The organism is Agromyces sp. NPDC127015, from assembly GCF_042725165.1.
GTDB classification, from domain to species: Bacteria; Actinomycetota; Actinomycetes; order Actinomycetales; family Microbacteriaceae; genus Agromyces; species Agromyces chromiiresistens.
Genome location: NZ_JBHXDI010000004.1, coordinates 1 through 13,408, shown reverse-complemented (window position 1 = coordinate 13,408; position 13,408 = coordinate 1). Strand labels below are relative to the sequence as shown.

Genomic DNA, 13,408 nt, shown 5'->3' with positions numbered 1-13,408 from the left:
AACGGTGATATCTCCCAGCAGTTCGGAATGGTGGTCTAAACGATGCGAGTACCTCTCAGCTGGCTCGCCGAATACGTCGAGCTCGTCCCGGGAACGACGCCCGAAGACGTGCATGCCGCCCTCGTGAAGGTCGGCCTCGAAGAAGAAGACGTGCACACGTTCGAGCTCGAGGGCCCGATCGTCGTGGGCGAGGTGCTCGAGTTCGTCGAGGAGCCGCAGTCCAACGGCAAGACGATCCGGTGGTGCCAGGTCGACGTCGGCGAGGCGAACGGCGGGGTGCGCGGCATCGTCTGCGGTGCCCGCAACTTCTTCCCCGGCGACCAGGTCGTGGTGACGCTGCCCGGCGCCGTGCTGCCCGGCCCGTTCCCGATCGCTGCCCGCAAGACGTACGGTCACGTTTCCGACGGCATGATCGCCTCGGCCCGTGAACTCGGCCTCGGCGACGACCACGACGGCATCCTGCGCCTGTCGACCCTCGGTATCGACGCGCCCGTCGGCTCCGACGCGATCGCGCTGCTCGGCCTCGACGACGCGGCGATCGAGATCAACGTCACGCCCGATCGCGGCTACGCGTTCTCGATCCGCGGCGTCGCCCGGGAGTACGCGCACGCGACGGGTGCGGTGTTCCGCGATCCGGTCGAGCTGACCCCGGCGACCGATGCCTCGGCCGACGGCTTCCCCGTCGTCATCGACGACCGAGCGCCGATCCGAGGCAAGGTCGCGTCGAGTGCCTTCGCGACGCGCATCGTGCGCGGTGTCGACGCCTCGCGCCCGACGCCCGCGTGGATGATCGCGCGGCTGAAGCTCGCCGGCATCCGGTCGCTGTCGGTGCTCGTCGACATCACGAACTACGTGATGCTCGAACTCGGCCAGCCGATCCACGGCTACGACCTCGACACGCTGCGCGGCGGCATCGTCGTGCGCCGTGCCGAGCCGGGCGAGCCGTTCACGACGCTCGACGGCAAGCAGCGCACCCTGCACGCCGAAGACATCGTCGTAACCGACGACCGGGGCCCGATCGGCCTCGCGGGGGTCATGGGCGGCGCCGAGACCGAGATGAGCGACACGACGCAGAACGTGCTCATCGAGGCCGCCCACTGGGACCCGGTGTCGATCGCCCGCACGGCGCGCCGGCACAAGCTTCCGAGCGAGGCCGCGAAGCGCTACGAGCGCGGCATCGACCCGACGATCGGCGCCGTCGCCGTCGCACGCGTCGCCCAGCTCATGGTCGACCTCGCGGGCGGCACGGCCGACGCGGGAGGTTCGCTCATCCAGACGACGACCGACCGGGAGGCGATCGACCTCCCCGACGGCTTCGTCTCGCGTGTCATCGGCGTCGAGTACACGAACGACGAGGTGCACGACGCGCTCGCCGAGATCGGCGGCGTGCTCACGCGCGTCGAGGGCGGCTACTCGGTCGTTCCGCCGGCATGGCGGCCCGACCTCACGGGCCGCGAGGAGCTCGCCGAGGAGGTCGCCCGGCTCGTGGGCTATCACCGCATCCCGTCGGTGCTGCCCGTCGCGCCGCCCGGCCGGGGGCTCACCCGATCGCAGCGGCTCCGCCGCCAGACGGCCGATGCGCTCGCCGCGGCGGGTTCGGTCGAGGTGCTCTCGTTCCCGTTCGCGACCGACGACGAGAACCGCACCTTCGGCAGTGTCGACGGCGAGCCGGTCGCGTCGGTGCGCCTCGCGAACGCACTCGACCAGTCGACGCCGTTCCTGCGCCGATCGCTGCTTCCGGGGCTCATCGCCGCGGCCAAGCGCAACCGCTCGCGCGGGCTGCTCGACCTCGACCTCTTCGAGATCGGCCTCGTGTTCCTCCCCGAGCCCGGTCACGTCTACGGGACGGCCGAGCTGCCGGCCGGCGACGCCAAGCCCGGCGACGAGACGCTCGCCGCGCTCGACGCGGGCATCCCGCCGCAGCCGCGCCACCTCGGCGTGCTCCTCGTCGGCGACCGGGTCGCCAAGCAGCCGGGCGTCGCGGCCGAGCCGTACGGCGTGGCCGACGCCCTCGACGCGGCGCGGCGGGTCGCGCTCGCGACGGGGGCCGAGCTCGAGATCGTGCAGGGTTCGCACCACGCGCTCCACCCCGGCCGCACGGCGGAACTGCGGGTGGGCGGTCGCCCGGTCGGCTTCGCCGGCGAACTCCTGCCCGCGCTCGCCGAGGCCGACGACCTGCCGCGCGTCGTCGCGGTCGTCGAACTCGACCTCGACGCGATCATCGCGGCCGCCGACCCCGCGGTCGAGGCGTCCTCGATCGGCACCCTCCCCGCAGCGACGCAGGACCTGTCGCTCGTGGTGGGCGCCGAGGTGCCGGCGGCCGAGGTCGCCGCGGCCGTGCGCGAGGGGGCGGGCGAGCTGCTCGAGCACCTCGAGCTCGTCGACGACTACCGTGGCCAGGGCGTGACCGAGGGGTCGAAGAGCCTCACGTTCGCCCTGCGCTTCCGCGCGGCCGACCGCACCCTGACGGCGGCCGAGGCGAGCGCGGCGAAGCTCGCAGGGGCGTCGCTCGCGGGCGAGCGCACCGGAGCCGTGATCCGCGACTAGGCGGAGCGCGCCCGTGCATCCCTGACCACCGGGTCATCGAGAGTGCGGTCGTCGCCTGAAATGGGGCCGCGACTGCACTCTCGCTCGTCGTGCTCGCTCGTTGCGCACGCACACACGGCACACCCCGACCCGCGGGCGACGTCACCGCGCGACATCCGGCGACGCCCGGTTTGCAGGCGCCGTCGTCGCCTCGATAGGGTCGGAGCATGTCCATCACCCGGTTCGCCGCCGCACGCCACGCGCGTGTCGAGGTCGTGCGCAGCCGACGCCGTGGCGGGCGCCGAATCTCGGCGACCCCTGCGACGGCCTAGCGGGCTGTCGCGGGGCGTCGCCGGAACATCGCCCCGACCGCACAGACCCTAAGGTGGATTCCATGACGTACTCCGTCGCCGTCTCCGGCGCGTCCGGCTATGCCGGGGGAGAGATCCTTCGCCTCCTGGCCGATCATCCCGAGCTCCAGGTCCGCACCGTGACCGCCCACTCGAACGCCGGCCAGTCGCTCGCCGCGGTGCAGCCGCACCTGCGCACCTACACGCACCTGACGCTCAAGGAGACGACGGCCGAGACGCTCGCCGGCCATGACGTCGTCTTCCTCGCGCTGCCGCACGGCGCGTCGGGCGCGATCGCGGCAGAGCTCTCGCCCGACACGCTCGTGATCGACTGCGGCGCCGACCACCGGCTCGAGTCGGCGACCGACTGGGCCGAGTTCTACGGCGGCGAATTCCACCCCGCGTGGGAGTACGGCGTGCCCGAGCTGCCGCGTCTCACCGGCACGCAGCGCGACCGCCTCGCGAAGGCGAAGCGCATCGCCGCCCCGGGGTGCAACGCCTCGACGGTCGCCCTCTCGCTCGCTCCCGGCATCCGCGCCGGGGTCGTCGAAGACCGCGACCTCGTGTCGGTGCTCGCGGTCGGCCCGTCGGGGGCCGGCAAGAGCCTCAAGGCGCACCTGCTCGCAGCCGAGATCCTGGGCTCGGCGAACCCGTACTCGGTCGGCGGGGTCCACCGGCACATCCCCGAGGTGCAGCAGGCCCTCCGGTGGGCGGGGGCCGCCGAACCGACGCTCTCGTTCACCCCCGTCATCGTGCCCATGTCACGTGGGATCCTCGCGACCTCGACGGCCCGCATCATGCCCGGTACGGATGCCTCGGCGGTGCGCGCCGCCTGGGAGGACGCGTATGCGGGGGAGCGGTTCGTGCAGCTCCTCCCCGAAGGGCAGTTCCCCCGCACCGCCGACGTGCTCGGCGCGAACACCGCGCTCATGGGACTCGCGATCGACGAGCGCGCGGGCCGCGTCGTCGTCGTGACCGCGGTCGACAACCTCGTCAAGGGCACCGCGGGTGCCGCCATCCAGTCGGCGAACCTCGCGCTCGGCCTCACCGAGTCGACCGGCCTGCCCGTGAACGGAGTGGCCCCGTGACCGTCACCGCCCCCGCCGGATTCGAAGCCGCCGGCATCGCCGCCGGCATCAAGCGCACCGGCGCGCTCGACCTCGCCCTCGTCGTCAACCGCGGGCCTTCGCAGCAGGCGGCGGTCGTGTTCACGTCGAACCGCGCGCAGGCGAACCCGATCATCTGGTCGAAGGAGGCTGCGAAAGACGGCCTCGTGTCCGCCGTCGTGCTCAACTCGGGCGGCGCGAACTGCTTCACCGGGCCCGAGGGCTTCCAGGTCACGCACCGCACCGCCGAGGCGGCTGCTGCCGCGCTCGGCGTCTCGGCCGGAGACGTGCTCGTCTGCTCGACCGGGCTCATCGGCGAGCAGCTCGACGGCGAGATCCTCGAAGAGGGCGTGCTGAGCGCCGCCAACCGGCTCTCGGCAGATGCGGCAGCCGGCGACGACGCGGCACGGGCCATCATGACCACCGACACGACGCCGAAGACCGTCGTCGTCGACGGCGCGGGGTGGCGCATCGGCGGCATGGCGAAGGGTGCCGGCATGCTCGCCCCCGGGCTCGCCACGATGCTCGTCGTCATCACGACCGACGCCGACCTCGAGGCATCCGCGCTCGATCGTGCGCTGCGGCAGGCGACCCGGGTGAGCTTCGACCGGCTCGACTCCGACGGCTGCATGTCGACCAACGACCAGGTCACCCTGCTCGCGAGCGCTGCGTCCGGCGTGGCGCCCGACGAGACGGTGTTCACCGCGGCGCTCACCGAGGTCTGCCTCGACCTCGCCGCGCAGCTGCAGGCCGACGCCGAAGGCGCGAGCCACGACATCGCGATCGAGGTGCGCGGCGCGGTCAGCGAGGACGACGCGGTCGAGGTCGGCCGCGCGGTCGCCCGCAACAACCTCTTCAAGGCCGCGATCTTCGGCAACGACCCGAACTGGGGACGCGTGCTCGCCGCGATCGGCACGACGCGGGCGCCGTTCGATCCCTACCTCGTCGACGTGACGATGAACGGCGTGCGCGTGTGTCACGCCGGCCGGCCCGACCGGCCGCGCGACGAGGTCGACCTGACGCCCCGCGCCACGCACGTGCTCGTCGAGCTGCACGCGGGTGAGGCGTCCGCGACGATCCTGACCAACGATCTCACGCACGACTACGTGCACGAGAACAGCGCGTACGCGAGCTGATGATGGGCGATTTCGACGGAACGGATGCCTCCGGCGAGGCCGGAGAGGTCGCCGGCGCCGGTGAGAAGGCGCGGGTGCTCATCGAGTCGCTGCCGTGGCTCAAGCGCTTCCACGGCGAGACGATCGTCGTGAAGTTCGGCGGTAACGCGATGGTGAGCCCCGAGCTGCAGCGGGCGTTCGCCGAGGACATGGTGTACCTCCGCTACGCCGGCATCAAGCCGGTCGTCGTCCACGGCGGGGGTCCGCAGATCTCGTCGATGCTCGAGCGGCTCGGCATCGAGAGCGAGTTCCGCGGCGGCTACCGGGTGACGACGCCCGAGGCGATGGACGTCGTGCGCATGGTGCTCTCCGGCCAGGTCAACCGCGAGCTCGTCTCGCTCATCAACGAGCACAGACCACTCGCCGCGGGGCTCTCCGGCGAAGATGCGGGGCTCTTCACCGGCCGTCGCCGAGGGGCGGTGGTCGACGGCGTCGAGGTCGACCTCGGTCTCGTCGGCGACGTGGTCTCCGTCGATCCCGAGGCGGTCGTGGCGCAGCTGCACGCCGGGCGCATCCCGGTCGTCTCGTCGATCGCCCCTGACGGCGATGCGCCGGGGCAGTCGCTCAACGTGAACGCCGACTCGGCGGCCGCGGCGCTCGCCGTGGCGCTGCGGGCGGCGAAGCTCGTCATCCTGACCGACGTCGCCGGCCTCTACCGCGACTGGCCGAACCGCGACTCGCTCGTCTCCGTCATCGGCGTGCCCGAGCTCGAGGCCCTGCTGCCGTCGCTCGAGTCGGGCATGATCCCGAAGATGCGGGCCTGCCTCGAGGCCGTCGAGGGCGGCGTCGCGAAGGCCGCGATCATCGATGGCCGGGTGCCGCACTCGATCCTGCTCGAGGTCTTCACCCGGCAGGGCATCGGCACCGAGGTCGTCCCGGCAGGAGGCACGGCATGACCGACTGGCAGCAGCGATTCGACTCCCGCATCATGCGGTCGATCGGCATGCCGCTCGCGAAGCTCGAGCGTGGCGACGGCGCGTGGGTGTGGGATGACTCGGGCAAGCGGTACCTCGACTTCCTCGCGGGCATCGCCGTCAACGCCCTCGGCCACGCGCATCCCGTGTTCGTCGAGGCCGTGTCGGCCCAGGCGGCGAAGCTCGCGCACGTGTCGAACTACTTCACGACCGAACCGGCGCTCGAGCTCGCCGAACGCATCACGCGGCTCGCAGGCGCCGGCGACGAGGGCCGGGCGTGGTTCGGCAACTCGGGCGCCGAGGCGAACGAGGCGGCGTTCAAGCTCGCACGCCTGAACAACTCGGGCGGTGCCCGCACGCGCATGCTCGCGCTCGTCGACGGCTTCCACGGCCGCACGATGGGCTCGCTCGCGCTCACGGGCAAGCCGCACATGCGCGACCCGTTCGAGCCGCTGCCGGGTGGCGTCGAGCACATCCCGGCGACGATCGAGGCACTCGAAGCCGAGCTCGACGACGCGGTGTCGGCGCTCATCCTCGAGCCGATCCAGGGCGAGGCCGGCGTCGTCGAGCTGCCGCCCGGCTTCCTCGAGGCGGCGCGCGAGCTCACCCACCGCCACGGGGCGCTGCTCATCGTCGACGAGATCCAGACCGGCGCCGGGCGAACCGGGGCCTGGTTCGGGTTCCAGCACGCCGGCATCACACCCGACGCGATCACGGTCGCCAAGGGCATCGGCGGCGGCATCCCGATCGGCGGACTCGTCACATTCGGCCGCGCGTCGTCGCTGTACACGAAGGGCCAGCACGGCTCGACGTTCGGGGGCAACCCGCTCGCGACCGCCGTCGCGAACGCGGTGCTCGGCGAGATCGAGCGGGCCGACCTCGTCGGCAACGCCGCCCGGCGTGGTGCCCAGCTCCGCGAGCGCATCCTCGCGCTCGGCTCGTCGCTCGTCGCGGGGGTCCGCGGGCGAGGCCTGCTCGTGGGTGTCGGCCTCGACGAACCGGTCGCGGCGCGCGTCGTCGCGGCCGCGATGGACGAGGGGCTCATCGTCAACGCGGCGAACGACTCGACGATCCGCATCGCCCCGCCCCTCATCATCGGCGACGTCGAGCTCGACGAGTTCGACGCCCGCTTCGGCCGTGCCCTCGAGCGCGTCGCCGCCGCCTGACCTCTCCTCCCTCCGAACCGAACGGACCGCATGACCCGCCACTTCCTCCGCGACGACGACCTCACGCCCGCAGAGCAGGCCGAGGTGCTCGACCTCGCCGCACGTCTCAAGGCCGACCGTTACTCCGCGCGCCCGCTCGAGGGACCGCAGACGGTCGCCGTCATCTTCGACAAGACCTCGACCCGCACGAGGGTCTCGTTCTCCGTCGGCATCGCCGACCTCGGCGGCGTGCCCCTCGTGATCAGCTCGAGCGAGAGCCAGCTCGGCGGCAAGGAGTCGGTCGCCGACACCGCCCGCGTGCTCGAGCGGATGGTCGGGGCGATCGTCTGGCGCACGTTCGATCACGCAGGTCTCGAGGAGATGGCCGCCGGAACCGCGGTGCCCGTCGTCAACGCACTCAGCGACGACTTCCACCCCTGCCAGCTGCTCGCCGACCTGCAGACCATCCGCGAGCGGAAGGGCGCGCTCGCAGGGCTCACCCTCGCGTACTTCGGCGACGGGGCGAACAACATGTCCCACTCGTATCTGCTCGCTGGCGCGACCGCGGGCATGCACGTACGCATCGCGGCACCCGCGGCGTACGCCCCGCGGCCCGACATCGTCGACGACGCGATCCGCATCGCCGCGTCCACGGGCGGCTCGGTGCTCGTCACCGACGACGCGAGCGCGGCGGCGAACGGCGCCGACGTGGTCGTGACCGACACCTGGGTGTCGATGGGGCAGGAGGACGAGAAGGCCGAGCGGCTCGCGACGTTCGGCGACTACCGGGTGACCGAGGCGATCATGGCCGAGGCCGGCGACGACGCGATCTTCATGCACTGCCTGCCCGCCTACCGCGGCGTCGAGGTCGACGGGGCGGTCATCGACGGCCCGCAGTCCGTCGTATGGGACGAGGCGGAGAACCGCCTGCATGCCCAGAAGGCGCTGCTGACCTGGCTCCTCGACCGGAAGGACGCATGATGACCACCGAGCACGGTACGAACGAGGGATCGCTCTGGGGCGCCCGCTTCGCGACGGGCCCATCGCCCGAGCTCGCCCGGCTCTCGAAGTCGACGCACTTCGATTGGCAGCTCGCGGGATACGACCTCGCCGGCTCGCGTGCGCACGCGCGCGCGCTCGCCGCGGCCGGCTACCTCGACTCGGGCGAGCTCGCCGCGATGCTCGCGGGCCTCGACACGCTCGAGGCCAAGGTGATCTCGGGTGATCTCGTCGCGGCCGAGGGCGACGAAGACGTGCACGGCGCGCTCGAGGCGGCGCTCATCGACGTCGTCGGCCCCGAACTCGGTGGCAAGCTGCGCGCCGGTCGCAGTCGAAACGACCAGATCGCCACGCTCGTGCGCCTCTACCTGAAGGACCACGCGGCGACGATCGGGCAGCAGCTCGTGCACCTCATCGACGCCCTCGCGGCTCAGGCCGACGCCCACCGCGACGCGATCATGCCCGGCCGTACGCACCTCCAGCACGCGCAGCCGGTACTCCTCGCGCACCACCTGCTCGCCCACGCCTGGGCGCTCTCGCGCGACCTCGAGCGAATCGTCGACTGGATGAAGCGCGCAGACGTCTCGCCGTACGGCGGGGGAGCACTCGCCGGCTCGACGCTCGGCCTCGACGCGGCCGCCGTCGCCCGCGACCTCGGGCTCGCAGCGCCGGCCGAGAACTCGATCGACGGCACCGCGAGCCGCGACGTCGTGGCGGAGTTCGCGTTCGTCACCGCCATGATCGGCATCGACCTGTCGCGCATCTCCGAGGAGATCATCCTCTGGAACACGCGCGAGTTCGGCTTCGTCACGCTCGACGACGGGTTCTCGACGGGATCGTCGATCATGCCGCAGAAGAAGAACCCCGACATCGCCGAGCTCGCCCGCGGCAAGTCCGGTCGCCTCATCGGCAACCTGACGGGGCTGCTCGCCACGCTGAAGGCCCTCCCGCTGGCGTACAACCGCGATCTGCAGGAGGACAAGGAGCCCGTGTTCGACTCGGTCGAGACGCTCGAGGTGCTGCTGCCCGCGTTCACGGGCATGGTCGCGACCCTGACCTTCCACACCGACCGCATGGCGGAGCTCGCGCCCGCGGGGTTCTCCCTCGCGACCGATGTCGCGGAATGGCTCGTGAAGCGGCACGTGCCGTTCCGCGATGCCCATGAGATCACGGGCGCGCTCGTGCGCTACGCCGAGCAGCACGGTCTCGATCTCGACGCCGTCGACGACGCCGCGCTCGCGGCGATCTCGCCCCACCTCACGCCGGAGGTACGCGAGGTGCTCACGATCGAGGGCTCCGTCGCCAGTCGCGACGGCGTGGGCGGCACGTCGCCGGATCGTGTCGCCGATCAGTTCGCCCGCCTCGCGGAGCGGGTGCGTCATCTCGTGGCCGGACTGCCGGAGGCGTCGAACTGACGCAGCTGATCACGCCCGACCGGTCGTTCTTCGAGCAGGACCCGGTGCAGCTCGCGCCGCTCCTGCTCGGGGCGGTGCTCTCGTACCGGTCGTCCGACGGCGAGGTCGCGATCAGACTGTCGGAGGTCGAGGCCTACCGCGGCGTGGGGGAGGACCCCGGGTCGCACGCGTTCCGCGGACGTACGCCGCGCAACGCCGTGATGTTCGGCGAGCCGGCGCACCTCTACGCGTACTTCAGCTACGGCGTGCACGTCTGCCTCAACATCGTCGCGCGACCCGCCGGGACCTCCTCGGCGGTGCTCCTGCGCGGGGCGACCGTCGTCGCTGGCATCGACGTCGCGCGACGGCGTCGACCCGGTGTCAACGATCGCGACCTCGCTCGCGGCCCGGGACGGCTTGCGAAGGCGCTCGGCGTTCCGCTCGACGCGGACGGCAGCGACCTGCTCGCGGCGCCGTTCGGGCTGCGTCTGCCGGCGACCCCGCTGCACCACGTGAACGGTCCCCGCACCGGAGTGAACGGGGCGGGCGGCGGCAGTGCCTATCCCTGGCGGTTCTGGCTGCCGGGCGACGAGGGCGTCTCGCCGTACCGACGACACGCGGGCGCCGTCGATCCGACCGGCTGAGCCGTCGGTCGCGAGGGCCGGCGACGACGGGATGGCTCAGTTGATCGCGAGGTGCACGACGAGTGCGGCCGCACAGGCCCAGATGAGGCTGGCGAAGGTGCCGATGATGAACCGCTCGCGAGCCTCGGGGGCTTCGAGCTCGGTGAACCGGCCGACGCCCTTGACGGCCACGACGATCGCGAGCGCCTCCGGGAACCCGGCGATGATGGCGCCCGCCGAGGCGATGCGTTCGAGCACGCCGATCGTGAGGCCGCCGCGCAGCACCTCGCGCCGTCGTTCGGTCGTCTGCAGGCCCGGAGCGGCGCTCGGGTCGACACGGCGGTCGGTGACGATGATGCCGCCGTGCAACCCCGGCGAGACCGCGCCGCCCATCGCGAGCTCGAGGGCGGTGCCCGCCGCCGCGCTGCCGCCGAAGACCGCGATCGCGAGCCCGAGCAGGACGACGATCGGCGCGAGTCCGAACGGGGCGGTCGTGGTCGCGGTGGCTGCGGCGACGAGGGCGATGCCCAGGGTGCCGGTCGCGAACCAGATGTAGGCCCGCCTCGGCTTGAGCGAGGCGAGCACCGAGAGCACGGTGGCCGCGGCGAGCGAGATGAGCAGGGCCGACCAGGTGATGGCGTCGGCGAGGACGATGAGGTTCATGCGCGAGCTTCCGTCGAGGCATCCAGATGCTCAAGCAGCCTAGCGAGCGCAGGAGCCGCATCGAGCTCGGCGCGGATGTTCGCCGACTTCATGCGTGAGCTGATCGCGGGTGCGCTCACGCCGAGTTCGTCGGCGATGTCGGTCTGCCGCGCGCCGGCGACGATGCGGTCGTAGACCTCCCACCCCTGATCGGAACGGCGTTCGCGCAGCAGCAGGGCGAGGGTGAAGAGCGCCTCGACGTCAGCGGCGCTCGGCCCGCCGGTCACGTCGCCGCCGGCCTCGACGGCGATCCGCGGCGAGCTCTTCTTCGCTCGTTCGACGGCGTCGCGGGCGGCGAAGAACGCCTCGCCGCTCGCCTCCCTGATGTCCTCGGGCAGCGGTTCGCGCACCGGACCGCAACCGATCCCGACGCTCCAGCCGCCGTCGCGCGTGAGGTCGAAGACGACGTCGACGACCGTCCGCCCGTCGCGGGTGAGGAGCTGGATCTCGTCGCCGGCGTTGCGGGCGACCGGAAGCAGGAGCGCCGCGCCGTGCGCAGCTTGGATGCGGTCGCGGGCCGCTCCGGCGAGATCGGCTTTGGTCCGGCTGGCGACTTGGTCTGCGGTGACGACGATCATCTCGGCTCCTTCACCTTGAATCCTTCACTCGATACAAGATAAGCATACAGGGCTAATTCAGTGTCGCTTAGTGATGCAGCCTGATCCGGAGCGCTGATACTCTGACGGGGTGTCAGACCCCGTGATCCTCTCCACCCAGCAGAACGACGCCTCATTCGACGACGTCTGGGACGAGCTCGTCTGGCGCGGCCACGTGCACGTGTCGACCGACCAGGCCGCGCTGAAAGAGCTCCTCGCGGGCGAGCCGATCACGTATTACTGCGGGTTCGACCCGACGGCGCCGAGCCTGCACCTCGGCAACCTCGTCCAGCTCATCGTCATGCGCCGGCTCCAACTCGCCGGTCATCGGCCGCTCGGCCTGGTCGGCGGTTCGACCGGTCTCATCGGCGACCCGCGCCCGACCGCCGAGCGCACCCTCAACACGAAGGAGACCGTGGCCGAGTGGGTCGGTCGCCTGCAGGGGCAGGTCTCACGATTCCTCTCCGCCGAGGGTGAGAACCCGGTGCGTCTGGTGAACAATCTCGACTGGACCGCCGGGCTCAGCGCGATCGACTTCCTGCGCGACATCGGCAAGCACTACCGCGTCGGCACGATGCTCAAGAAGGACGCGGTCGCCTCGCGACTGAACTCCGATGCCGGCATCAGCTACACGGAGTTCAGCTACCAGTTGCTGCAGGGCTACGACTACCTCGAGCTGTTCCGGCAGTACGGCTGCCTGCTGCAGACCGGCGGAAGCGACCAGTGGGGCAACCTCACGAGCGGTACCGACCTCATCCACCGGGTCGAGGGCCGGAGCGTGCACGCGATCGGCACGCCGCTCGTGACGAACGCCGACGGCACCAAGTTCGGCAAGAGCGAGGGCAACGCGATCTGGCTCGACGCCGACATGTGCAGCCCGTACCGCTTCTACCAGTTCTGGCTCAACACCGACGACGCCGACGTGATCGCGCGACTCAAGGTCTTCACGTTCCTCAGCCGAGCGCGCATCGAGGAGCTCGCGGCCGCGGTCGAGAACGAGCCGTTCCGTCGCGAGGCCCAGCGCGTACTCGCCTCCGAGGTCACCACCCTGGTGCACGGGGCGGATGCCACGGCCGCGGTCATCGCCGCATCGCAGGCGCTGTTCGGACAGGGCGATCTCGCTTCGCTCGACGCCGCGACGCTCGAATCGGCGTTGCGCGAGCTGCCCAACACGACCACGTCGCCCGACGCGCCGATCGCCCAGGTGCTCGCCGACACCGGACTCGTCGCGAGCGCGAGCGAGGGGCGGCGCGCGATCGCGCAGGGTGGTGTCTCGCTCGACAACGTACGCGTCGACGACGAGAAGGCGACGCTCGCCGACTTCGTCCGTCCGGGGGCGATGGCGGTGCTTCGCCGGGGCAAGAAGACCATGGCCGGCGTCTTCGTCGTGTGACGAGTTCCGTTCGGCCGACGGCCCCGCATCGCAGCCCGCGATGCGGGGCCGTTCCGCATCCAGCCTGCGCCGGCTCGCAGGCCGGCTCCCGACCGCCGATGTCGTCATCGTCGTCGGGCGCGAGAACCGCGGATTTCCGGGCGACACGCCCGGGATGCATCGTCGAGTTGCGAGGGTGCCGCCATCTCCGTAAAGTATTCATTCGTTGCCCCACAGGAGCGGAGAGCGGAAAGGCCGAGAGCCCCCGCAGATCCTCCTCAAGCGGCACGATGATTCCGAGCCAGACAGTTTTCTACGCCTGGCTTGAAGCATCCGGGTGCGTCCTCATGGGATGACCGGGTGGGAACTACAACGAAGCTCCGGATGATCGGCCTGATCTTGGTCGTGAAGCGGGTGCGTCCGTTCCTTGAGAACTCAACAGCGTGCACTATGTTCAATGCCAATTTATTGAACCCCAGCCGGTCTTTGGATCGGTGGGATTCCTT

11 protein-coding genes are annotated in these 13,408 nt (G+C 71.3%); 9 read left to right on the top strand and 2 right to left on the bottom strand.

Translation table 11 applies throughout. The annotated features are described in order from the left end of the window. Nucleotides 1–42: 42 nt before the first annotated feature. The 8 genes from pheT to ACFWGP_RS12225 all read left to right on the top strand — a co-directional run bounded on the left by pheT (nt 43) and on the right by ACFWGP_RS12225 (nt 10,253). Nucleotides 43–2,547 (top strand): phenylalanine--tRNA ligase subunit beta, encoded by a 2,505-nt coding sequence (pheT, locus tag ACFWGP_RS12260; protein ID WP_376931057.1) that lies wholly within the window; start codon nt 43–45, stop codon nt 2,545–2,547. Nucleotides 2,548–2,920: 373 nt separating this feature from the next. Continuing rightward, nucleotides 2,921–3,964 (top strand): N-acetyl-gamma-glutamyl-phosphate reductase, encoded by a 1,044-nt coding sequence (gene argC, locus ACFWGP_RS12255; protein WP_231431279.1) that lies wholly within the window; start codon nt 2,921–2,923, stop codon nt 3,962–3,964. Then, entirely contained in the window at nt 3,961–5,118 is a 1,158-nt protein-coding gene (argJ, locus tag ACFWGP_RS12250; RefSeq protein WP_376931056.1) for a bifunctional glutamate N-acetyltransferase/amino-acid acetyltransferase ArgJ, read from the top strand. The genes argC and argJ overlap by 4 nt, the downstream gene beginning before the upstream one ends. Before the next feature lie 2 nt (nt 5,119–5,120). Further along, nucleotides 5,121–6,053, top strand: a complete 933-nt coding sequence (gene argB / locus ACFWGP_RS12245; RefSeq protein WP_376931249.1) for an acetylglutamate kinase — start codon at nt 5,121–5,123, stop codon at nt 6,051–6,053. After that, nucleotides 6,050–7,237 carry an acetylornithine transaminase gene (locus ACFWGP_RS12240; RefSeq protein WP_376931055.1) on the top strand — a complete coding sequence of 396 codons (1,188 nt, stop codon included), beginning with the start codon at nt 6,050–6,052 and terminating at the stop codon, nt 7,235–7,237. Before argB ends, ACFWGP_RS12240 begins: the two co-directional genes overlap by 4 nt. A gap of 30 nt (nt 7,238–7,267) precedes the next feature. Further along, nucleotides 7,268–8,197, top strand: coding sequence for an ornithine carbamoyltransferase (argF, locus tag ACFWGP_RS12235; protein ID WP_231431276.1), 930 nt, complete (start codon nt 7,268–7,270; stop codon nt 8,195–8,197). Continuing rightward, nucleotides 8,197–9,630, top strand: a complete 1,434-nt coding sequence (argH, locus tag ACFWGP_RS12230) for an argininosuccinate lyase (protein ID WP_231431275.1) — start codon at nt 8,197–8,199, stop codon at nt 9,628–9,630. Before argF ends, argH begins: the two co-directional genes overlap by 1 nt. Further along, on the top strand, nt 9,627–10,253 hold the full coding sequence (locus ACFWGP_RS12225; RefSeq protein ID WP_376931248.1) for a DNA-3-methyladenine glycosylase: 627 nt from the start codon (nt 9,627–9,629) through the stop codon (nt 10,251–10,253). Before argH ends, ACFWGP_RS12225 begins: the two co-directional genes overlap by 4 nt. Before the next feature lie 36 nt (nt 10,254–10,289). Here the strand turns inward: ACFWGP_RS12225 and ACFWGP_RS12220 are convergent, their stop codons facing one another. Continuing rightward, nucleotides 10,290–10,895 carry a hypothetical protein gene (locus ACFWGP_RS12220; RefSeq protein ID WP_376931054.1) on the bottom strand — a complete coding sequence of 202 codons (606 nt, stop codon included), beginning with the start codon at nt 10,893–10,895 and terminating at the stop codon, nt 10,290–10,292. Further along, nucleotides 10,892–11,512 carry a DNA-binding protein gene (locus tag ACFWGP_RS12215; RefSeq protein ID WP_231431272.1) on the bottom strand — a complete coding sequence of 207 codons (621 nt, stop codon included), beginning with the start codon at nt 11,510–11,512 and terminating at the stop codon, nt 10,892–10,894. Before ACFWGP_RS12215 ends, ACFWGP_RS12220 begins: the two co-directional genes overlap by 4 nt. 109 nt (nt 11,513–11,621) lie before the next feature. Here ACFWGP_RS12215 and tyrS point away from each other — a divergent pair, with 109 nt between their 5' ends. Beyond that, nucleotides 11,622–12,923, top strand: coding sequence for a tyrosine--tRNA ligase (gene tyrS / locus ACFWGP_RS12210; RefSeq protein ID WP_231431271.1), 1,302 nt, complete (start codon nt 11,622–11,624; stop codon nt 12,921–12,923). The last annotated feature ends 485 nt before the right edge of the window (nt 12,924–13,408 follow it).